Here is a 22,034-nt window from a genome sequence, read left to right as displayed (position 1 = left end):
GGAGCTCGCCTGTGCAGGCAGCCGTCACCGTCACGCCCTCCCGTGTCCCGGAGCTGCTTCTCGGTCTCGCCACCGTGCGGCCGGTCTTCCTCTGGGGCGCACCCGGCATCGGAAAGTCCTCCCTGGTCAGGGAGTTCGCCGAATCGCTCGGGCTGGAGTGCGTGAGCCTGCTGGGTACGCAGCTCGCGCCCGAGGACCTGATCGGCGTGCCGCAGATCCGTGACGGGCGTTCCGTCTTCTGCCCGCCGCAGGCCATCGCCCGCGACGAGCCGTACTGCCTGTTCCTGGACGAGCTGAACGCGGCGACGCCCGATGTGCAGAAGGCCTTCTACTCGCTGATCCTGGACCGCCGCATCGGCGACTACGAGCTGCCCAAGGGCTCCATCGTGATCGGCGCGGGCAACCGCGCGACGGACAACGCGCTCGCCCGCCCGATCGCCTCGGCGCTGATCAACCGGCTCACCCACGTCCATCTGGAGGCCTCTCCGAAGGACTGGCTCGTCTGGGCCGCCAAGAACGACATCCACCCCTGGGTGCTCGACCACCTCACCGACCGCCCCGACCACCTGTGGTCCAAGCCGCCGAAGACCGAGGAGCCCTTCTCCACCCCGCGCTCCTGGCACATGCTCTCCGACGCGCTGGGCTCCTTCGGCGACGCGCTCGACGAGGAGACCCTGAAGGTGATCGCCCACGGCACGCTGACGCCCGCGCACGCCGTCGCGTTCTGCGGTTACGTCAAGATCGTGCGCAGTCGCTTCGGCATCGAGGCCATCCTCAAGGGTGACGCCCGCTGGCCCTCCCGTACGGAGGACCGCGATCTCCTCTACTACCTCGCGGAGTCCTTCCGCGGCCGTCTCGTCAAGGAACTCCCGGCCGGCCGGGACCACATCTCGGCGAACGCCCGGCAGACCGCGTACCGGGCCAAGTCCCTGCTCATCCAGCTCGCCGAGATATCCGTCGAGGTCGCCCAGAGCGTCATCGCCTCGGACGCCGACGGCAATCCGGTCCTGCCCGCGTGGTTCCTGGTGGAGGCCGCCCGGGACATGCCGCGCCTGGTGGAGGCGCGCCGGTGAGCCGTTCCCGCAAGTCCGGGGCGAAGGCCAAGGCCAAGCCCGATCCCGCCGCCGAGGCGTTCGCCGAGGGGTTGCGGCTGGTCCGGGCCAATCCGGCGCTGGGCGCCGTCGGCTTCAGCGTCTGCCGGGAGGACACGTGCGCGCGGGCTCCCCGGGACGGGCTGGTGGTCGTCGACTCCAACGGGACCCTGCACGTCAACCCGACCCGTCGCGCCGAACCCGTCGCCTGGGCCTGGGCCATGGCGCACGCCGTCATCCATCTGGGCTTCGGCCATGTCCCGGCCGCGGCCGGGACACGCGAGCAGCCGGACCGTTTCGACCTCGCCGCCCGCTGCGTGGTGGTGAACCGCTTCCTGCTCGGCTTCTCGGTGGGCCTGACGCCCGAGGACCTCCCGGACTCCTACCCCGGCGGCGACGAGGAACGGCTCGCCGCGGCCTGGCGCCGCGACGGCATCCCGCCGCGGTACGAACACTGCGGCACGGCGGGCGGCGACCCGGACCAGGCCCTCGTGTCCTGGAACGCCTGGCTCGGCAGCGCTCCGGCCGACTGGCAGGTGGCCTTCGCGCACGCGCTGATCGGCACCATGTCCGCCGCGATGGACGTGGCGGGCGGGAGACGCGCCTCCATGAGCGAAGGTCCCACCCCGCTCCGGCCCTGGGAGCGGGCGCTGAGTTGGTTCGTCTCCTCCTACCCGCTGCTCGGCGGCCTCGCGGCGGGCATCACCCTCGTCGCCGACGCCGAACTCGCCCGCGCCCACGACATCTCCGTCGCCGCCGTGGACACCGAGGCGGCCGAGATCTACATCAACCCGCTGTGCTCGTTCAGCGACGAGGAATGGCGGTTCGTCCTCGCCCACGAGATGCTGCACGCCGCCCTGCGCCACGGTGACCGCTGCGGCGCCCGGGACCCGTACCTCTTCAACGTGGCCGCCGACTATGTGATCAACGGCTGGCTGTGCGAGATGCAGGTCGGCACGATGCCCGAGGGGCTGCTGTACGACCCGGAGCTGAAGGACCTGTCGGCCGAGGAGGTGTACGACCGGATCGCCGGCGATCTGCGCCGGATGCGCCGCCTCGCCACGCTGCGCGGCAGGGGAACGGGCGACATCCTGGGCGGACCGCTCGGCTCGGCGCGCGACTACGTCGACCTCGACGAGTTCTACCGCCGCGGCCTGGCCCGGGGCCTCGATCTGCACCAGCAGCAGGAGCGCGGTTTCCTGCCCGGTGGTCTGGTCGAGGAGATCCGCGCGCTCAGCCATCCGCCGCTGCCCTGGGACGCCCGACTCGCCCGGTGGTTCGACGAGTTCGTGCCCCGGCCCGAGCCGCTGCGGTCGTACGCGCGTCCCTCCCGCCGGCAGGCGGCCACCCCGGGCATCCCCCGCGCGGGCCGCTGGTTCCCGCCCGAGGAGATCGCCCGCTGCACCTTCGGCGTCGTACTCGACACCTCCGCCTCCATGGACCGCACCCTGCTCGGCAAGGCGCTGGGCGCCATCGCCTCGTACGCCGGGTCCCGCGACGTACCGGCCGCCCGTGTCGTGTTCTGCGACGCCGCCCCGCACGACGCGGGCTATCTGCCCGTCACGGAGATCGCCGGACGCGTACGGGTCCACGGGCGCGGCGGCACCGTGCTCCAGCCGGGCGTCGATCTGCTGCACCGCGCCGACGACTTCCCGCCGGGCGCTCCCGTCCTGGTGATCACGGACGGATACTGCGACGTGCTGCGGGTGCGGCGCGAGCACGCCTATCTGGTGCCGCACGCCGCACGGCTCCCCTTCACCGCGCGCGGGCCGGTCTTCCGGGTGACCTGAGCCCCCGCCGCGGTGCTCCGGCGGGCTCCGCGGCCCCCCGTCCGACGAAATCCCGGACACGCACCGGCAGGTCGCCGCCCGAACCGTGGGGTGCTCCGGGCCCAGGTGTGATCGGATGGGAGACACGGACCCCGGCAACGGGACCACACCCGAAAGGAATCATCGTGGCAACCACGCGCACCGCACACACCGTGTGGGAAGGCAACCTGCTCGAGGGCAACGGCGTCGTCACCTTCGACTCCTCCGGCATCGGCCAGCAGCCGGTGACGTGGGCGTCGCGGGCCCAGGACGCGAACGGCAAAACCAGCCCCGAGGAGCTGATCGCGGCCGCCCACTCCAGCTGCTTCTCCATGGCGCTGTCGCATGCCCTCGCGGGTGCCGGGACGCCGCCCACCAAGCTCCTCACCAACGCCGACGTCACCTTCCAGCCCGGCGAGGGCATCACCGGCATCCACCTCACGGTCGAGGGCACGGTGCCGGGCCTCGACAACGACGGATTCGTCGCGGCGGCCGAGGACGCCAAGAAGAACTGCCCGGTCAGCCAGGCCCTGACCGGTACGACGATCACGCTGTCGGCGAAGCTCGCCTGACGCTCGTACGCCGATGCCGCGTCCTCCCCGCGGGGGCGCGGCATCGGCGTGTCCGCCCGCGTACGCCGTCCGCGCCATTGACAAGCGAGAACACAGGTTTTGTGCTTGGGGGCGGGCAGAGCCGTGGCGGAAGGGGACGGACATGGCACGTGCGGTCGGGATCGATCTGGGGACGACGAACTCGGTGGTGGCCGTCCTGGAGGGCGGTGAGGCGACGGTCGTCGCCAATGCCGAGGGAGCACGCACCACACCCTCGGTGGTGGCCTTCGCCAAGAACGGCGAGGTGCTGGTCGGCGAGGTCGCCAAACGGCAGGCCGTGACGAACGTGGAGCGCACCGCGCGGTCCGTGAAGCGGTACATGGGCGATGTGAACTGGCGGTTTCCCGGGAAGGGCAGCATCGACGGCACCCGCTACCGCGCCCAGGAGCTGTCCGCGCGGGTGCTGCAGAAACTGAAGCGGGACGCCGAGGCCTATCTGGGCCAGGACGTCACGGACGCCGTCATCACCGTGCCCGCCTACTTCGACGACGCGCAGCGCCAGGCCACCAAGGAGGCGGGCGAGATCGCGGGGCTGAAGGTCTTACGGATCATCAACGAGCCGACCGCCGCCGCTCTGGCGTACGGGCTCGACCGTGGGGAGGAGCAGACCGTCCTCGTCTTCGACCTGGGCGGCGGCACCTTCGACGTCTCGCTCCTGGAGATCGGTGACGGGGTCATCGAGGTCAAGGCGACCAACGGGGACACCCGGCTGGGCGGTGACGACTGGGACCAGCGGATCGTCGAGCACCTCGCCCAGCGCTTCAAGGCCGCGCACGGCATCGATCTCGGACACGACAAGATGGCTCTGCAACGGCTGCGCGAGGGCGCCGAGAAGGCCAAGATCGAGCTGTCCTCGTCCACCGAGACCACCGTGAACCTGCCCTACATCACCGCCACCGCCCAAGGCCCCCTGCACCTCGACGAGAAACTGACGCGTGCTCAGTTCCAGGAACTGACGGCCGACTTGCTCGACCGCTGCAAGACCCCCTTCCACCAGGCCGTCAAGGACGCCGGTGTGAAACTGTCCGCCGTCGACCACGTCATCCTGGTCGGCGGCTCCACCCGGATGCCCGCCGTCACCGACCTGGTGAAGGAACTCACCGGCAAGGACCCGCACAAGGGCGTCAACCCGGACGAGGTCGTGGCTCTCGGCGCCGGACTCCAGGCCGGTGTGATCCGCGGAGACGTGAAGGACGTCCTGCTCCTCGACGTCACCCCGCTGTCTCTCGGCATCGAGACCAAGGGCGGCATCATGACCACGCTCATCGAGCGCAACACCACCATTCCCACGCGGCGTTCGGAGATCTTCACCACGGCCGCCGACAACCAGCCCTCGGTCGGCATCCAGGTCTACCAGGGCGAACGCGAGATCGCCGCCTACAACAAGAAGCTCGGCGTCTTCGACCTCACCGGCCTGCCGCCCGCACCGCGAGGTGTCCCGCAGATCGAGGTCGCCTTCGACATCGACGCCAACGGGATCACCCACGTCTCCGCGAAGGACCTGGCCACCGGGCGCGAGCAGAAGATGACCGTGACCGGCGGCTCCGCGCTGCCCAAGGACGACATCGACCGCCTGGTGCGCGAGGCCGAGCAGTACGCGGAGGAGGACCGGCGCAACCGGGAGGCGGCCGAGACCCGCAATCACGGCGAGCAACTCGTGTACCAGACCGAGAAGTTCGTCCGCGAGAACGACGAACGCATCCCCGCCGACACGAAGGAAGCGGTCGCCTCGGCGGCCGCCGGACTGAAACAGCTTCTGGAGGACTCCTCCACCGACACCGCCGCTCTGCGCGGCGCCATCGAGAAACTGGCCACCGTCAGCCAGCAGATGGGCCAGGCCATGTACGCCCAGGCCCAGCAGGGGCCGGCCCCGCAGGACCAGCCGCCCACCGAGCAGGCACAGGACGACGCGGACGTGGTAGACGCGGAGATCGTGGACGAGGACCGCGCAGGGGACGGAGGAGACGGCCGGGACAGGTCCCCGGGTCCGGGGCCCGCTCAGTAGCGCTCGCGGAACTCCCGGAGGATCTCCTTGGTGCGTTCGGCGGAGGCGGAGTGGGCCGACATGTGGTCCAGCACCTCCAGATGCAGGGCCACCTCCTCGCGCGCGTCGAGATAGAGGGCGCCGGTCACGTACTCGCTGTAGACGATGTCCGGCAGCTCTCGCTCGGCGAAGCGGAACAGTGCGAAGGACGTGTACGTCCCCGGGTGCGGGCCGGCCGCGAACTCCGCGACCTGAAGCGTGACGTGATCGAGCTCGACCCATTCGAGGAGCCGGTCCATCTGGTCGCGCATGACCTCGCCCCGGATGCTCACCGGACGCAGCAGCGCCGTCTCGTCCATGATCACCCAGAGGTGGGGAGGGTTCTCGCGGGTGAGCAGCGCCTGCCGTTTCATACGCAGCGCCACATGCCGGTCGATGGCCTCGGTACCCGTCTGCCCGACGGTCCCGGCCTCCAGCACGGCCCGCGCGTACTCCTCGGTCTGCAACAGCCCCGGCACGAAGTGCGGTTCGTAACTGCGGATCAGCCGGGCCGCGCCCTCCAGGCTGACGTGCATGCTGAACCAGTCCGGCAGCACGTCGTGGTACCGCTGCCACCAGCCCGGTTCGTTCGCCTCCTCGGCCAGTGCCACGAAGGTGTCCGTCTCGTCCTCGGAGACACCGTACGTCGTCAGCAGAACCTGCACGTAGGGGATCTTGAGGGCGACCTCGGCCATCTCCATCCGCCGCACGGTCGCCGGCGCGACCCGCAGGACTCGCGCCGCTTCCTCCCGTTTCAGGCCCGCGGCCTCGCGCAGTTCCTGGAGCCGTCGCCCCAGAACCACCTGCCCCACCGTGGGTGCCGGCCGCCGCTCACTCACGCCACACCTCCCCACGCGCCGAAGTATGCGTGCAGTGTGCCATGTCCGTGCGGAACCATCATCGATTGGCCTCAACATGCGGACAGCCAGCACGATCTGACGCACCGTAGGCATCATGTCACCCATGCCGCACCACCGTCACCGACGCCTCTTCCGTCTGCGGTGACAGATCATCACGCGTGCAGCGCGTGAAGGTACTTGCCCGTCGCGGGGTCCGCCGGGAGGAACGTCTCGATGGCCAGCTCCGCGACCGTCACGTCCATCGGGGTGTTGAACGTCGAGATGGACGAGATGAACGACAGCACCCGCCCCTCGTGCTCGATCCGCATCGGGAGCGCGAAGTGGGGCGCGGGACCGAGCGGCTCGTCGTCCACCTCCGCGTCCCGGTCCGGGACCGGATACGCCGCCACCTCCTCGTACAGCGCGCGCAGCGGCTCCGAACGGCGCAGCGCGATCTGCCGGTCCATCTGGGCCAGCAGATGATCCCGCCAGGTGCGCAGATTGCGGATGCGCGGCGCCAGGCCCTCCGGATGCAGGGTCAGCCGCATCGCGTTCAGCGGCGGCACGAGGAGCCGGTCCGTGACACCGTCCAGCAGCAGCGCGACCCCGCGGTTCGCGGCCAGAACGTCGTACCTCGCGTCGACCACCAGCGCCGGATACGGCTCGTAGCCCTGGATCAGCCGCTCCATGCCCTCGCGCAGCGCGTCCATCGACGGGTCGTCGATCGGGGTCTCCGCGTAGCGCGGCGCGTAACCCGCCGCGAGCAGCAGCGCGTTGCGCTCGCGCACCGGCACATCGAGGTGCTCGGCGAGCCGCAGCACCATCTCCTCGCTGGGGCGGGAACGGCCCGTCTCGATGAAACTGATGTGCCGGGCCGAGGACCCCGCCCGCAGGGCCAGCTCCAGTTGGCTCACCCGGCGCTGTTCCCGCCAGCCGCGCAGCAGCGGCCCGGCACCGCCGTCGGTCGAGGTACGGGGGACGGCGGCGGAACCGGACGGGACAGGGCTCATATGAGGACGGTAGCCGAGGAGCGGCACGTGAAGGATCGCCCGGGGCGGTGACCGGCCGGCACCCGTCCGGCCGTCGCGGCGAGCCGCCGCGCCCCGTGTGCCCTGCCGAGGGGTGACGGCTGTGGCACGCTGGGCGAAGGGCCCCTCCGCTGCGCTTCGGGGCCGGTCCGCCCCCCTGCGCCACCCCGGACCCACCGCCCCGCACGTCTCACCCGCCGTACGAAGGGATCACGTCCATGGCCGTCGAACCGCTGGAGCCCAAGGAGATCGAGGAGCGGCTGGTGGAGCTGCCCGGCTGGTCGCTGGACGGCGACCGGCTCGCCCGTACCTACCGGCTCGGCACACACTTCGCGGCGACCGCGATGGTCGTGCACATCGCCCAGGTGCAGGAGGAGCTCGGCCACCACTCCGACCTCACCCTCGGCTACAACACGATCGCCCTCACCGTGAACACGCACAGCGTCGGCGGCGCCGTCACCGTGCTCGACTTCGATCTCGCCCGCAGGGTGGAGGAACTCGCGCCGGGACACGGGGCGAGCTGACCTCCGTGCTGGACTACGACAAGGAAGCGGACCGCTACGACGCGACGCGCGGCGGCGAACCGCGGGCCGCCGCTGCCGCGGCCGCCGTGCTCGCCCTGGTCCCCGACCATGCCCGGGGCCTGCTCGACGTGGCCTGCGGCACCGGCATCGTGACGAGCGGGCTCGCCGCCGGGCGGCCGGGGCTCCGGGTGACGGGGGCGGACGCGGCCCACGGCATGGCGCGCCGGGCGGCGGAGCGCCTCCCCGGAGCCGTCGTCCGCGCAGACGGCCGCCGACTCCCCTTCCCGGAAGGCTCGTTCGACGCGGTGTGCGCCGTCTGGCTGCTCCATCTGCTGGACGACGCGGGCCCCGTCATCGCCGAGGCCGCGCGCGTCCTGCGCCCCGGCGGTGTGTTCGTGACCACCGTCGACAAGGCGGCGGCCCACCATGTCGGCAGCGACATCGACGCGTTGACCGCGCTCTGTCCCGCCGGGCACGCCGAGGACGGGACCGGACGCGTCACGGCGTACGCCGCCGAGCACGGCCTGGTGCCGAGCGGCACGGCCCTCTTCCGCGGCCACGGCCAGGGCCGGACCCCCCGGCGTGTGGCCCGGTACATCCGCAGCGGCCGGCTCTACGCGGCCGGCGGACCTCGACTGGCCGAGCGCGTCGAGACCTTGCCGGGGCCCGATGTCCCGCGCCGCGAACCGGACTTCACCCTGCGGGCCTTCCGCAGGAACTGAACGCGTGCGGACCGGGCCCGGGGTCAGAGGCGGGTTTCCCTCCGGGTGAAGTCCATGGTCCAGTTCGTCAGCCAGGTGTGCTCCCCGTCCACCGAGAAGGCCTGTTCCCAGCGAGCCGTCGTCTCCGAGATCCCCGACCACACGTACCGCACCCGCACGTCCTTCCCTTCATGGGTGTCGTCGCCGTGGAACTCGCCGCGTCCGTCCGGTCCGAACCGCCCGAGCACAGGCGGGAACAGCCGGCCGCTGCGGCTGGACGACCAGTTCAGCGACCACCGCTCGGTCTCCACGTCGAAGAGCCGCAGCGTCAGGCCCGTCCATCCCTGGCTCGGCACGTCGATCTCGTCGATGTTCGCGGCGCCGCGGAACAGGTTCCAGCAGCGGCTGACCGCGGAGAACTCCTCCCAGTCGCTCTCCGGGTCGAGAAAGTCCGTACGACGGCGGTTGACGACGTCCCAGTCGCCGTGGAGGAAGTCGAAGTCGTTCAGGGCCGACACGTTGTCCCGGACGTCGTTCATGCGCGGTCTCCTGTGGTTCCTTCGGGCAGGGAGTCGGCCAAGTAGGCGGCCAGGTCGGGTACTTCGGAGGCGAGCAGATGCCGCACCCAGGCGTCCCGCTCGTGCAGGACCGGCGGCAGCTCCCAGACGCAGCCGATCCAGGGGAGGTCCGTGGTGACGAAGTGCGCCGGGTCGCGGTCGGGGCAGCCCAGCACCTGCTGGCCCGCGGCGGCGCCCCGGAAGTGCAGGACGTTGTCCCACACCCAGCTGTACGCGTTGAGATAGGCGCCGTCGTCGGCGCCCCGGTGCAGGACGACGAACGTGGCGGGCGGTGTGCCGTCCGGCTCGGGAAGCAGCCGCGGCAGGATCGCGTAGGCGGCCCTTTCGACCTCCGGTTCGATACCGGCGGGGTCCGCGGTCACGTGGTACCGCTTGATCCGCCGTCCCGCCATCTCGATGGGCGGCGGGACGGTCAGGAACTTTTCCCTGAAGGCCGCACGGGCCGGGGACGCGTCCGAGCTTGCGGAAGCCCCGGAACTCCCCGAACTCCCGGAATCACCGGAACCGCCGGAAGACACGGACGCATCGGATGCCCCGGAGGGCACTGAGGCCGGCACCACCGCTGGAGCGGTGGACGGCGTGGAGGAAGCTGAAGCCATGGCAGGGACGCTAGGCCCGCTTCACTGACACCATGTGTCAGTGAAGTCCAGCCGTCTCATCTCGATCCTGCTGCTGCTCCAGACCCGGGGCAGACTCACCGCCGCCCAGCTCGCCGCGGAACTGGAGGTGTCGGTCCGGACGGTGTACCGGGACGTCGAGGCACTGAGCGCGGCGGGCGTCCCGCTCTACGGCGACGCGGGGCACGAAGGCGGCTACCGCCTCCTCGACGGCTACCGCACCCGCCTCACCGGCCTCACCACCGAGGAGGCCGAGGCCCTGTTCCTGGCCGGGATACCCGGGCCCGCAGCCGAACTCGGACTCGGCGCGGTGCTCGCCGCGGCCCAGCTCAAGGTGCGTGCCGCCCTCCCGCACGAACTGCGCGAGCACGCGGACCGGGTGAGCGGCCGCTTCCACCTGGACGCGCCGGGCTGGTACGCGGACGCCGACGAGACCCCGTACCTCACCGCGGTCGCCGACGCCGTCTGGAACGGCCGGGTCCTCGACATCCGCTACCGCCGCTGGCGCGAACCCACCGACGTGGACCGCCGCCTGGAACCGTACGGTCTCGTCCTGAAGGCGGGTCGCTGGTACGTCGTCGCGGGCCCGGGACCACGCACCTACCGGGTGGACCAGATCCTCGAACTGCACGCCTCGGAAGCGGAGTTCACCCGGCCCGAGGGATTCGATCTGGCCGAGTACTGGACCGCGTACCAACGGGACTTCCACGAGCGGCTGCACCAGGCGGAGGTGGTCGTGCGGATCGCGCCCGGAACCGGCCTGAGCGGTCTCGCCGGCCGGGCGATGGCGGTCAACGGGCTTACGAACAATCAGGGTTGGACGTGTGCCACCGTCCCCGTCGAGTCCCTGGAGCAGGCCCACGACGACTTCCTGCGGCTCGGCACGGCCGTCGAGGTCCTGGAGCCGCCCGAGCTGCGCGCCCGCATCGCCGAGACGGTCGCGGAGCTGGCCCGCAGATACGCGTAGAGAGCGCTTGCTGCGAGGCGGCAACTCCCCTGCGCGCAGCGGCGACTGGGAGGACAGAAGCAGTCTGTCCTCCCAGGAGGTAATCACCGTGCAGCACCCGCAACGGCAGCACCGCAGACGTGCGATCGGCTCGGCCCTGGCGGCCGCGGCCCTCATCACCGCCGGACTCACCGGCCTCGGCGCCGCTCCGGCCCGGGCGGCCACGGCGCGACAGGTCGAAGCCCTCGACCGGGGCGTCGTCAGCGTCCACACCGACAGCGGCAACCTGGTCACCTGGCGCTGGCTCGGCACCGACCCGAACGACGTGTCGTTCAACGTCTACCGTGCCGGGACCCTGGTCAACTCCACCCCGGTCAGCGGCTCCACGAACTACTTCCACTCGGGCGCGCCCGCGCAGGCCGACTACACGGTCCGCGCGATCGTGAACGGCGTGGAGCAGGCGGACTCCGTCCACGCCGTCCAGTTCCGGGCGGGCTACAAGGACGTTCCCATCACCCCGCCCGCGGGCGGCACCACCCCCGACGGTGTCGCGTACACCTACGAGGCCAACGACGTCTCCGTCGGCGACCTCGACGGCGACGGCGCGCTCGACCTCGTCCTCAAGTGGCAGCCGACGAACGCCAAGGACAACTCCCAGTCCGGCTACACCGGCAACACGATCGTCGACGGAGTCAAGCTCGACGGCACCCGCCTGTGGCGCGTCGACCTGGGCCGGAACATCCGCTCCGGCGCCCACTACACACAGTTCCAGGTGTACGACTACGACGGTGACGGCAAGGCCGAGGTGGCCATGAAGACCGCGGACGGCACGACGGACGGCCGGGGCACGGTGATCGGCAGTTCCTCCGCCGACTACCGCAACTCCAGCGGATACGTCCTCTCCGGGCCCGAGTACCTGACCATGTTCAACGGTCAGACCGGGGCGGCCATGGGCACCGTCGACTATGTCCCGGCGCGCGGCACGGTCTCCTCCTGGGGCGACTCCTACGGCAACCGCGTCGACCGATTCCTGGCGGGCACCGCCTACTTGGACGGTTCCCGGCCCTCCCTGATCATGGCGCGCGGCTACTACACGCGTACGGTCGTCGCGGCCTGGGACTGGCGGGGCGGTGCGTTCGCCCGGCGGTGGACCTTCGACACCAACTCCTCGACCAACAGCGGCAAGGGGTACGACGGGCAGGGCAACCACCAGCTGTCCGTGGCCGATGTCGACGGCGACGGCAAGGACGAGATCGTGTACGGCTCGATGGCCGTCGACGACAACGGCGCCGGACTGTGGACCACCGGGAACGGCCACGGCGACGCCCTGCACGTCGGTGATCTCGACCCCTCCCGGGCCGGTCTGGAGGAGTTCAAGGTCGACGAGGACTCCACCAAGCCGTCCTCGTGGATGGCGGACGCGAGGACCGGCGCGATCCTCTGGTCGACGGCCGCCAACGGCGACAACGGCCGGGGCGTGTCCGGGGATGTCTGGGCGGGCAGCGCGGGGGCCGAGTCCTGGTCCTCCCGCGCCGACGGGGTCCGGGGTCCGCAGGGCACGGTGGTGGCCACCCGCAAGCCGGGCAGCATCAACTTCCTGTCCTGGTGGGACGGGGACACCGTCCGCGAACTCCTCGACGACACCCACATCGACAAGTACGGCACGTCCGCCGACACCCGCCTGCTGACCGGCTCGGGTGTCCATTCCGACAACGGCACCAAGGCGACACCGTCCCTGTCCGGCGACATTCTCGGCGACTGGCGCGAGGAAGTCGTCTGGCCCACGACGGACAACACGGCCCTGAGGATCTACTCCACCCCCTACGAGACCACCACGAAGATCACCACCCTGCTCCACGACACCCAGTACCGCACAGCCCTGGCCTGGCAGAACACCGCGTACAACCAGCCCCCGCACCCGAGCTTCTTCCTCGGCAACGGCATGGCGACGGCCCCGCGACCGTCGGTGTACACGCCGTGAGCCGCTGAGTCCCTGTCGCCGAGCACAGGCCACGGCGGCTCTCCGAACCCGTCGGGGAGCCGCCGCGACCTGTATCCGCCGGGGGTCCGGGCCTGCCGGGTCCACCGCGGCTGGCGCGGGCCCGCTGTCGGGGGCGGCGCCTTGTAGGCTCGTATGTGCCGGAGCCCGGCCCGACTGTGACGCGGGCCGGTCTCCGGTACCGCGCGCGGCGCCCCTGTAACCCGGTGCTCGGCCCAGTGTCCGGCTTCGCGACCAGGCTTGAGCCCTGCCTTCGGCCCGCCCTGAGCCCTGCCTTCGGCCCGCCTCGAGCTGGGCCGCGTGTCCGGTCGCCGCCGATGGCCCTCGTGCTCGCGACGGGTCGGCAGCAACTTCCGGCCATGGTCTATCCGGGTGGCCGATTGTGGTGCATCGTTGGGCGTGCGGGTTCCACAGCTCCCGGGCGTCGGCCTCCGCACGGGTCCTGCCTGAACCGCGGTTCCGACCGGCCCGCCGCTCCTCCCGGCTCCCCACGGGAGGTTTCGCGGCTGCCCTCGACCCGCCCGGGCCGTCCGTCGCGCCGTCTCGCGCACGACGGAGCCGGCCCCGCGGCCGTCAGGGCGGGGCCCTGGTGCCGGGTGTCTACCGATCGGCGAGGCGGTACGTGGCGCTGTCCGGGTCGGTCTTCACGAGGAGGCCGGCCGTAGCGAGGTCGCGGAGTGCCTGCCGGGCCCGCTTCTCCTGCTGGATCCGGTCCCCGTCGCCGACCCCGGCGTCCCGGAGCGCGGTGACCGCCCGCTGGGCGTCCCAGGTGCCACCGAGTGTGCGAACGGACCGTGCGAGAACCTGTTGATGCGTCATGGGGCTCCGTGTCCTCTACTGCTAGGAGTGATGCTTGCGCTTGTGGCTGACGCCGGTTGGCCGACGGTGCCCGGCGGGCGCCGGCGTTCGGGCGGCCCGACAGGCGTGCCGGGCTGTTTGTCGGTGCCGCCGGTTACGCTGGTCGCACAGGCATCCGTTCCGAGCAAGTCGGGGATGCTGCTGAGGCCCCGCCCGGAGTGATGCCCGGTGCGGGGCCGGCTGCTGTCCGGGCTCCGGTGCTTCGCACGGTCCGGTCGAGCGGCTGTCAGCTGTAGGTCCAGCGCCATCCGCCGGAGCGGTACGCGCAGGTGATCCTGGTGCCGCTCGCGGTGGTCGTGCCGGCGCCGTGGTCGCCGTTGCGGCAGTACTGGCCCGCCGAATAGCAGTTGCCGGCGTTCGACTTGATCGAGCAGGTGCTGACGCCGGTTCCGCCGCCGCTGCTTCCGCTGCTTCCGCTGCCGCCGGAGCCGCTGCCCGAGGCGGCGCGCGCGGTGACGGTGACCTTCACCTTGACCGTCTTCGTCGCGGTCACGGTCGGAGCCGGTTCCGGCTCCGCGGTCACCGTCGCGGTCGCCGTCACCGTCGCGGTGACGGTGGGCCGCACCTTGGCGGCCGCGACCTTCGTGGTGCCGCTCTTGTCGTCGCCACCGTCATTGCCGCAGGCGCCGACGCCGAGGAGGACCGCGACGGCGATCACCGGCAGCAGACGGCGCTTTCGTGACCTGCGGGCTCTCGCCGGCTCCGGCGCCGATCCGACTGCCACGGGCGGCCGCTCGTACTCGTGCGGCGGCTTGTTGTGCGACATGGTCCCCCAGGGATGGTTCGTGGTGGGGTGACGATATCGGGGGATGTGAAGAAAGAGTGATGCATACGTGAAGGAGGTGACGCAGTTGTGATCATCGCGGGAGTACGGGCCGCTCGGGGGTACCCGTCCGGCCGGGTGGGACCGGCGGACGGGTACCCCCGACGGAGGCAGACCAAGGGCTCAACTCACCGCACAGGCCTGATCCCCCAGCTTGAAGACTGCCGGTTTCGTGTTCGCCCCCGTCCAACTCCCCGTGAAGCCGAAGGCGACCGTCGAACCCGGTGCCACGTTCGCGTTCCAGCCCACGTTCTTCGCCGTCACCGCCACGCCCGACTGGGTGTAGTCGGCGTTCCACAGCTGCGTGATCTTCTGGCCGTCGGAGAAGGACCAGCCCAGGTTCCAGCCGCTCCAGGCGGTGGAGCCGGTGTTGGTGAGGGACACGTCGGCCTGGAAGCCGCCCTGCCACTGGTTGGTGATCCTGTACGTCACCGTGCAGGCCCCCGTCGACGGGGGTGTCGGGTCCGTACCGCCGCCCCCGTCACCACCCCCGGCGTCCGAGGTGTCGCCGTAGACGATCCCGCGCCCGTTCGTCGCGACGTACACGCGTCCGTAGACCCGCGGGTCCCCGGTGATGGCCGCGCCGGTCCAACCCCACTGGTGGGCGTCGTCGTTGATGCGCGTCCAGCTCGCTCCCTTGTCCGTGGAGCGGAAGATCCCGCGTACGCCCCCGATCTTCGCGCTGGTGTAGAGCGTCTGGTACGAGGCCCCCGTCGCCGCCTTGCCGAAGCCGATCGTGTCGGCCTGGTCGACGCCTGACAGTCTGGTGAAGGTCGCGCCGCCGTCCGTCGAGTGCCACAGCCCGTACGCCCCGTCGCTCGCGCCGCCCGCCAGCCACACATCGCCCTTGGCGCCGGGCAGCGCTTTGAAACGCACGCTGTCCCCGCTGGGCAGATTGGCGGCCGAAGACGCCGTGAAGGTCGCGCCGCCGTCCGAACTGACGTAGAACTTGCCGGACTTGAAGCCGTAGAAGGTCTTCGGGTCGACCCGGTCCGACTCGACGACAGCGCCCGCGGGGATACCGCTCGACGCGGACCACGACGTACCGAACCCGGTGGTGTACTGCACCCCGGTGCCCGCCGGACTCCACACGAAGCGGCTGCCGTCGGAGGCCGAGGCGACCGTTCCGCCGCCGGTGACGCCCGAAGGGTCGCTGCCCGCGAACCAGTTGGCGCCGTTGTCCGTCGAGAAGCCGATGTGCGGCCCGGAGTCGAGGTTGCCGACGCGCACCACGGTGTTCGGGCCGGCCTCGGCGTAGTCGAGGCTGGTCGTGGTGGTGAGGTTCGGCGAGGTGTACATCATCGACGGGACCTTGGTGAGATCCGTGTGCCGGAAGCCGCCGATGTCACCGAGCGCGCTGAGCAGCGGAGCGCCCGACGGGGGAGAGGCGAGGTCGTTGACGGCCGTCTCCTCCAGCCCCTGGACCATGGGCTTGACGGTGAACTGGCTTCCGGTGTCCCAGTTGGTGAGGTTCTCGGTGCCGTAGATCGTGGCGCCGGTTCCGTACATCATCCGGGCGGAGTCGAACGGGTCGATCTCCAGCCCCTCGGTCATCCAGCCGAGTTTGGGCGTCTGTTCGGGCGGCGAGGGGTTCGCGCCGAAGGTCAGCCAGGGCACGGACGAGACGTCCGTCGTGTAGCGGTTCGAGCGGTTCGGGTACGACGTGTAGTCCCACGCCTTGGTCCACGTCCCGCCGCTGTCCGTGGACCGGAAGATCTGGGTGTCCGGCCACCAGGAGCTGTACGCCGTAGCCATCACGGTGCCCGGGTGCTGCCGGTCGACACTCAGCCCGCTGAAGCCGTAGTAGGTGTCGGCCTCCGCCACCGGGCTGATGTCCGTCCAGGTCCCGGTCTTGGTCGCGTACCGCCACAACTGGCCCTTGCCGCCGTCGTACGGGCCGCCCTTGTCGCTGTAGGCGAGATAGAGATAGCCGTTCGCCGCGTCGAGGACCCCCTTGTGGGCGAGGTAACCGGTCGGCTGGCCGGCGAGCCTGGACCAGGTCGCACCGCCGTCCGTCGAGCGGTAGACCGCGTTGTCCTTGTCGGCGACCCCCACGTAGATCGTCTGCGTGGCGCTGCCCGAGGTGCCGGTCGACTCGTCGAAGGTGACCCAGACGATCCCCTGGTTGTCGGAGGCGTAGCCGCTGGTGTCCGTCGCGTCCTGGACGTAGTTGCCGGGGTTGGGGAAGCCGGTGACCTGTGACCAGGTCACTCCGGAGTCCGTGGACCGCCACAGCCCCTTGCCGCTGGGCGCGCCGAGATACAGCACGCTGTTCTTGCGGGGGTCGACGGCGAGCCGCTCACCCATGCCACGTCCGGGCATGTTGCCGCCCAGCTTGAAGGGCAGGTCGGTCTTCTGCCAGCTCGCGCCCCGGTCGGCGGAACGCAGCACGGCCCCGTTGGTCGGGTCCCAGCTGTTGGTGTACGTGCCGACCGCCGCGTACACCTTGTCCGGGGCGACGGAGTCGGAGGCGAGGCTGACGACTCCCGAGTGGCCCCACTCGTTCCAGCCGACCGAGTCGAGCAGCGGCGTCCAGCTCTTCGTCGCCTGCGCCCACCGGTAGGCGCCGCCGATGTCCGTACGGGCGTAGGCGAGGTTCTTCTCGGAGCGGTTGAAGACGATGCCGGGGACGAAGCCGCCGCCGTCGATACGGGCGTTCTTCCAGGTGTACGTGTCGGCCGCGACCGTCGTCGTGGGGGTGCTCGCGGCCAGTGCGGGCGGGGTGCCGGCCAAGAGCCCGGCGGCGAGGGCGAGTACGGCCGTGAGGATGCGTGTTCTTCGCACGGGGGAGTCCTCTCCGGTGCGCAGGAGGAGTGGGGAAGGGACAGATGGATGGCCGGGCGGCCCTCAGTGCGGTGAGGGACCGCCCGGCCGGTGGCCCTGCCGTCAGGGACAGGACCGCGTACCCGGAGCCACAGCGGGGACTATTCGAGAAGCTCCGCGTACGAGCCCATGGCGAGGGCGATGTCCGCCTGCGCCCAGAACCGGTGGTACGTGAAGGAGGGCGCGGCGCCGCCCGCCAGATAGCTCTGGATCTTCGACCAGGCCGGGTCGTTCTTGTAGAAGGACCGCAGCGAGGCGAAGGTCGAGGAGGAGTTGACCGCGTCGCCGTTCGGCATCGTGCCGGTGAAGGTGCTCGGCACGTACACGCTGTCGCCGAAGCGGTTGTAGTCGGCGCGGGTCTCCGGGACGGCGATGCCCAGCCCGTCCTGGTAGTTGTTCCACATGCCGTCCAGGAGCGCCTTGGCCGTCGTCTTCGCCTGGGTGTTGCCGGACTTGGCGGCGTAGTACGACAGGGTCTTGGCGTACGCGGCGGCCACCCCGACATCGTTCGTGTAGTCGGCGACGGTGACGTGAAGTCCGCTGTTGGCGCCGGGACTCGACGCGTTCCAGGTGTCCGGTGCGCCGGACCACTGGAGGGTGGAGGGGATCTGGTAGGTGCCGTCCGGGTTGATCGTGGTCTTGGACAGCGCCCACGTGACCCACTTGTCGAGGACCGCCTTGGCGCTCGCGTTCCCCGTCTGCTGGTAGTACTCGGCGACCCGCTCCATGGACCACGCCTGGAAGCCGAACCACTGGTTGGACGGCGGGTCGTGGTACACCGGCTGCTGGTCGTAGTACATGCCGTAGAAGGTCGGCGTCCCGGTGGGGGGCGTCGCGTAGCGGCCGGCCCAGCTGTTGGTCGCGCCGCCCGCGATGGCGCCCTCGCTCGACTGGAGCCAGCGGTAGAACTCCAGTTGCCGGGTCAGCGAGGTGGCCCAGTCCGAGGCGCCGGTCGCCGACTTGGGCTTCAGGTCGGCGTTGCTGCTGAGCGCGTAGGCGGCCAGCGGGTTCTGGTAGCCGCCGTGGGTGTGGCTGGAGCCGATGCGCCAGGCCCAGCCCGCCGAGGTGTCGTTCGCGCCGCCCCAGGCGTAGTACCAGGAGAGCAGGTAGTGCGAGGCGTCCTTGCCGGTACCCGCGGCGCAGGTCGACGGGCCGACGCAATTGCCTATTTTCTTGAAGTACTTGTCGTACATGGCGTAGCGCAGATAGTCGCCCATCTTCGCGGCCTTGCCGACGGTCGCCGACACATCGGCGCTCTTGCCCTGGGCCTTGGCCCACACGTCGGCCCAGTACGCGGCCTGCACCGCGCGCGCGTCTGCGTCCGGGGCGTCCGTGTACTTCCACTGCTTCGCGTACGAGGAGTCCCCGGTGAAGAGGTCCAGGTAGCCGTTCTTCCCGCCGTACTTGAAGGCGTCACAGGTCGGCTGCGGCACCGTCTCCCACACCGACTCCTGCGCGCCGCGCTGGAAGGTGTTGATGTACGACGGACCCGTGGCGGTCGGACCGGCCTCGCACTTGCCGGGCTCGTTGCCGTAGCCGTAGGTGTTGTCCACGTCCTGGAGCCAGTGCATGCCGTACACGTCGTCCGTGCCGTACGCGCTCTTCAGCTCGGAGGCGATCGGGTCCGGACCGACCGAGACACCGGTGTCGAGCTTGGCCGGGTACTCGTTCGGAGTGTCCAGCTCGGGCGCGTAGGTGGCCGGCTTGGAGGCGTTGTAGAAGGAGTTCGTCGGCTGGTCGGCATGCGTGGGGATCATGTACGTCTCCATGGTCGTCCACGCGGCGTTGAACTTCGACCAGTCGCCGGTGACCTTCCCGTACATGGCCTGGAGCCAGATCAGATAGCTGTACGCCTCCGACGTCGTCTCGTGTCCCTGGTCCGGCGCCTCGACGATCAGTGTCTCCACCGAGTGGTACGGGATGCCCTCGGGGGAGAAGTAGCCGTTCGCCGGGTTGGTGATCTTGCCGTAGAGGTCCAGGAAGCGCGCGTCGTACGCCTTCGACGCGGCCAGTTCCGTCACGGTGACCGTGGCCTTGGCCTGACCGGTCGCCGAGGCCGTGAAGGTCGCGGACCCGGTGCCCGAGGCGTCGGCGGTGATCGTCACCGTCTGGGCGGTGTTCCAGTTGGACGGGGTGAACGTCAGACTCGAACCGCCGGTGACGGACAGCCCGGTGTTCCCGTCCGTGCGGGCCACCGCCACCGTCACGTTGGCGCTCGGCTGGGTCGAGAGCTTGACCGTGAACGTTCCCGACTTGCTCTGCTGGACGCCGAGTTGGGTCGGCGAGGCGACGATCGCCGGTCCCGAGGCGACCGTGATGCCGGCCGGTACGGACTCCGCCGACGCGCCCAGGCTGTCGTACGCCTTCGCGAGGACGGAATGACTGCCCACGGCCAGCCCGGACGCCGACAGCGTGTACGGCGAGCTGGTGTCGGTGCCGAGCAGGGTCGTGTCGTCGTAGAACTCGACCTTGGAGATGGTCGCTCCGTCGGCCGCCGCCGCGGTCGCGGCCATCGGGACGGCGTCGCCCTGGGTGTAGACGGCGCCCGCCGCGGGGCTGGTCAGCACGGTGATCGGCGGCTGGTGTGCGCCGGCGCAGGTGGTGCCGTTGACGGCGTAGGACGCGGGGGCGGTGTTGGTGCCGCTGTAGGTGAACTGCGCGCCGGTGGTCACGGCGGTCCCGGCGCCGATCGTCCCGTTCCAGGAAGCGTTCTTCACGGTGACCGACTTGCCGGACTGGGACCAGGTGCCGTTCCAGCCGTTGGTCAGGGTCTGGTTGCCCGTGTAGGCGTAGGTCAGGGTCCAGCCGTTGATGGCGTCGGTGCCCCGGTTGGTGATCGTCAGATCTGCGGTGAAGCCGGAGCCCCAGTCGTTGGTCTTGTAGTCGACGCTGCACTGAACCGTGGCCGCGTGTGCGGGAGTCGTACCGGTTGCCAGAGTCGCGAGCGGAAGGGCCAGAGCCGCCACTACAGCGGTCCACAGTCGCCGTGAGCTGCGACGACATCTCCATCGAGGGCTGGGATCCATGGTGCTGGTTCCTCCTTGCGGCTCGGAGAATGGGGGGAGGAGCAACAAGCCTTGAACCAGTGGGAGCGCTCCCATATTGGAGATGGGGGTGTGAGGGGTCAAGGTGCTTGAAGAGTCGAAATGATTCGACAGATCAACTGCGCAACCCCTCTGGGCAACGCGGGCACTTGGCGCTAGCTTCATCCGCACCAGTGGGAGCGGTTCCATCAGTCGACGCGTCCGTAACGGCGCGCCAGAGCTGCAAGGAGTCGCTTCATGCGTCACCCCCCGCGTTTGTCTCTCTTAGTGATCGGCGCCGCCGTCGCCCTCGTGGGCACGGCTGTCGCGCCGGTCGTCACGGCCTCGGGAGCAACTCCCGCGTGCACGGTGGAGTACTCGGTCACCGGCCAGTGGGACACCGGCTTCCAGGGCGCCGTGAAAATCACCAACAACATGGCCGCGCTGAGCAGTTGGAGTCTCGGCTTCGACTTTCCCGCCGGTCAGAAGGTCACCCAGGGCTGGAACGCCAAGTGGTCCCAGTCCGGTACGACGGTGACCGCGTCCAACGAGAGCTGGAACGGCTCGCTGGCCACCGGCGCGAGCGTCAGCGCCGGGTTCCTCGCCTCCTGGTCGGGAAGCAACGCGGTGCCGACGGCCTTCAAGCTCAACGGCACCACCTGCAACGTGGACGCCCAGCCGACGCCCACGCCGACCCCGACCGACCCGCCGCCGGCCGGCGGTGAGGCGCCGAAGCTGCACGTCTCGGGCAACAAACTGGTCGACTCCGCGGGAGCCACCCGCAGGATGCTCGGCGTCAACCGCTCCGGCGGCGAGTTCATGTGCGTCCAGGGCTACGGCTTCTTCGACGGTCCCGTCGACGACGCCTCCGTCAAGGCGATCGCCGACTGGAAGGTCAACACGGTCCGCATTCCGCTGAACGAGGAGTGCTGGCTCGGCCTGTCCAACATCAAACCGGAGTACGCCGGCGCCAACTACATCGCCGCGGTCAAGGACCTGGTGGCCAAGGTCGAGGCGCACGGCATGACCCCGCTCGTCGAACTGCACTGGACGTACGGTCAGTACACCGGCAACTCGGCGGGCTGCTCGGACGTGCACGCCACCTGCCAGAAACCGATGCCCGACGCGCAGTACACCCCGTCCTTCTGGTCCTCGGTCGCGAGCACCTTCAAGGACGACCCGGCCGTCGCGTTCGACCTGTTCAACGAGCCCTACCCGGACCGCGCGACCTCCACGACCACCCAGGCGTGGACCTGCTGGCGTGACGGCGGAACCTGCCCCGGCATCTCCTACGAGGTCGCCGGAATGCAGGACCTGGTCGACGCGGTTCGCGGCACCGGAGCCAAGAACCTGATCCTGGCCGGCGGTCTCGCGTACTCCAACGACCTGAGCCAGTGGCTGACCTACAAACCCAGTGATCCCACGGGCAATCTCGTCGCCGCGTACCACGTCTACAACTTCAACACCTGCGCGAGCGAGACCTGCTGGAACTCGACCCTCGCCCCGGTCGCCGCCCAAGTACCCCTGGTGGCAGGCGAGATCGGGGAGAACACCTGCTCCCACTCCTTCGTCGACACCGTCATGAAGTGGTTCGACGACCGGGGGCTCTCCTACCTCGGCTGGACCTGGAACACCTGGGACTGTTCCTCGGGTCCGTCGCTGATCTCGAACTACGACGGAACTCCGACCTCCTACGGCATCGGGCTGCGCGACCACCTGCGCGCCCTCAACGGATAAGGAAC

17 protein-coding genes are annotated in these 22,034 nt (G+C 70.3%); 9 read left to right on the top strand and 8 right to left on the bottom strand.

Features of this window, described 5'->3' with window-relative positions; translation table 11 throughout:
* The first annotated feature begins 11 nt into the window (after positions 1–11).
* The 4 genes from OG780_RS08830 (at position 12) to dnaK (ending at position 5,515) form a co-directional block, all read left to right on the top strand.
* A complete protein-coding gene (locus OG780_RS08830; RefSeq protein ID WP_328446361.1) occupies positions 12–1,073 on the top strand; it encodes an ATP-binding protein in 1,062 nt (353 codons plus the stop codon).
* On the top strand, positions 1,070–2,881 hold the full coding sequence (locus tag OG780_RS08825) for a vWA domain-containing protein (RefSeq protein WP_328446359.1): 1,812 nt from the start codon (positions 1,070–1,072) through the stop codon (positions 2,879–2,881). The genes OG780_RS08830 and OG780_RS08825 overlap by 4 nt, the downstream gene beginning before the upstream one ends.
* A gap of 164 nt (positions 2,882–3,045) precedes the next feature.
* The gene (locus OG780_RS08820; RefSeq protein ID WP_261705012.1) at positions 3,046–3,471 is read left to right on the top strand and encodes an OsmC family protein; all 426 of its coding nucleotides are present in this window, start codon (positions 3,046–3,048) and stop codon (positions 3,469–3,471) included.
* A 142-nt stretch (positions 3,472–3,613) separates the two neighbouring features.
* Positions 3,614–5,515: a molecular chaperone DnaK gene (dnaK, locus tag OG780_RS08815; protein ID WP_328446347.1), complete on the top strand. Its 1,902-nt coding sequence runs from the start codon at positions 3,614–3,616 to the stop codon at positions 5,513–5,515.
* Here the strand turns inward: dnaK and OG780_RS08810 are convergent.
* Entirely contained in the window at positions 5,509–6,372 is an 864-nt protein-coding gene (locus OG780_RS08810; protein WP_328446345.1) for a helix-turn-helix domain-containing protein, read from the bottom strand. The genes dnaK and OG780_RS08810 overlap by 7 nt on opposite strands.
* 173 nt (positions 6,373–6,545) lie before the next feature.
* Positions 6,546–7,382: a helix-turn-helix domain-containing protein gene (locus OG780_RS08805; RefSeq protein WP_328446343.1), complete on the bottom strand. Its 837-nt coding sequence runs from the start codon at positions 7,380–7,382 to the stop codon at positions 6,546–6,548.
* Positions 7,383–7,618: 236 nt separating this feature from the next.
* On the opposite strand from OG780_RS08805, the gene OG780_RS08800 reads away from it, so the two are divergent.
* Both OG780_RS08800 and OG780_RS08795 read left to right on the top strand, forming a co-directional pair.
* On the top strand, positions 7,619–7,924 hold the full coding sequence (locus tag OG780_RS08800; protein ID WP_326784604.1) for a 4a-hydroxytetrahydrobiopterin dehydratase: 306 nt from the start codon (positions 7,619–7,621) through the stop codon (positions 7,922–7,924).
* 5 nt (positions 7,925–7,929) lie between these two features.
* The gene (locus OG780_RS08795) at positions 7,930–8,646 is read left to right on the top strand and encodes a class I SAM-dependent methyltransferase (protein WP_328446338.1); all 717 of its coding nucleotides are present in this window, start codon (positions 7,930–7,932) and stop codon (positions 8,644–8,646) included.
* Positions 8,647–8,669: 23 nt separating this feature from the next.
* On the opposite strand, the gene OG780_RS08790 is transcribed toward OG780_RS08795, so the two are convergent.
* Together OG780_RS08790 and OG780_RS08785 are read right to left on the bottom strand one after the other, a co-directional pair.
* Positions 8,670–9,143, bottom strand: coding sequence for a hypothetical protein (locus tag OG780_RS08790; RefSeq protein WP_328457995.1), 474 nt, complete (start codon positions 9,141–9,143; stop codon positions 8,670–8,672).
* A gap of 17 nt (positions 9,144–9,160) precedes the next feature.
* Positions 9,161–9,595: a hypothetical protein gene (locus OG780_RS08785; RefSeq protein ID WP_328457993.1), complete on the bottom strand. Its 435-nt coding sequence runs from the start codon at positions 9,593–9,595 to the stop codon at positions 9,161–9,163.
* Between the two features lie 247 nt (positions 9,596–9,842).
* Between OG780_RS08785 and OG780_RS08780 the strand changes: the two genes are divergently transcribed.
* Both OG780_RS08780 and OG780_RS08775 read left to right on the top strand, forming a co-directional pair.
* Complete coding sequence (locus OG780_RS08780) at positions 9,843–10,787, top strand: helix-turn-helix transcriptional regulator (protein WP_328446336.1); 945 nt, start codon at positions 9,843–9,845, stop codon at positions 10,785–10,787.
* An 82-nt stretch (positions 10,788–10,869) separates the two neighbouring features.
* Entirely contained in the window at positions 10,870–12,747 is a 1,878-nt protein-coding gene (locus OG780_RS08775) for a rhamnogalacturonan lyase (RefSeq protein WP_443062306.1), read from the top strand.
* A gap of 618 nt (positions 12,748–13,365) precedes the next feature.
* On the opposite strand, the gene OG780_RS08770 is transcribed toward OG780_RS08775, so the two are convergent.
* The 4 genes from OG780_RS08770 to OG780_RS08755 all read right to left on the bottom strand — a co-directional run bounded on the left by OG780_RS08770 (position 13,366) and on the right by OG780_RS08755 (position 20,295).
* On the bottom strand, positions 13,366–13,584 hold the full coding sequence (locus OG780_RS08770; RefSeq protein ID WP_328446332.1) for a hypothetical protein: 219 nt from the start codon (positions 13,582–13,584) through the stop codon (positions 13,366–13,368).
* A 265-nt stretch (positions 13,585–13,849) separates the two neighbouring features.
* Positions 13,850–14,389, bottom strand: a complete 540-nt coding sequence (locus OG780_RS08765; RefSeq protein ID WP_328446330.1) for a hypothetical protein — start codon at positions 14,387–14,389, stop codon at positions 13,850–13,852.
* 180 nt (positions 14,390–14,569) lie between these two features.
* Entirely contained in the window at positions 14,570–17,230 is a 2,661-nt protein-coding gene (locus OG780_RS08760) for a cellulose binding domain-containing protein (RefSeq protein ID WP_328446328.1), read from the bottom strand.
* 140 nt (positions 17,231–17,370) lie between these two features.
* Positions 17,371–20,295, bottom strand: a complete 2,925-nt coding sequence (locus OG780_RS08755) for a glycoside hydrolase family 48 protein (protein ID WP_328446326.1) — start codon at positions 20,293–20,295, stop codon at positions 17,371–17,373.
* A 255-nt stretch (positions 20,296–20,550) separates the two neighbouring features.
* Here OG780_RS08755 and OG780_RS08750 point away from each other — a divergent pair, with 255 nt between their 5' ends.
* Positions 20,551–22,029: a cellulose binding domain-containing protein gene (locus OG780_RS08750; protein WP_328446324.1), complete on the top strand. Its 1,479-nt coding sequence runs from the start codon at positions 20,551–20,553 to the stop codon at positions 22,027–22,029.
* Positions 22,030–22,034: the final 5 nt, after the last annotated feature.

The sequence above is a fragment of the Streptomyces sp. NBC_00386 genome, assembly GCF_036063235.1.
In the GTDB taxonomy this organism is placed as follows: Bacteria; Actinomycetota; Actinomycetes; order Streptomycetales; family Streptomycetaceae; genus Streptomyces.
This window is presented reverse-complemented; position numbering and strand designations above follow the sequence as displayed.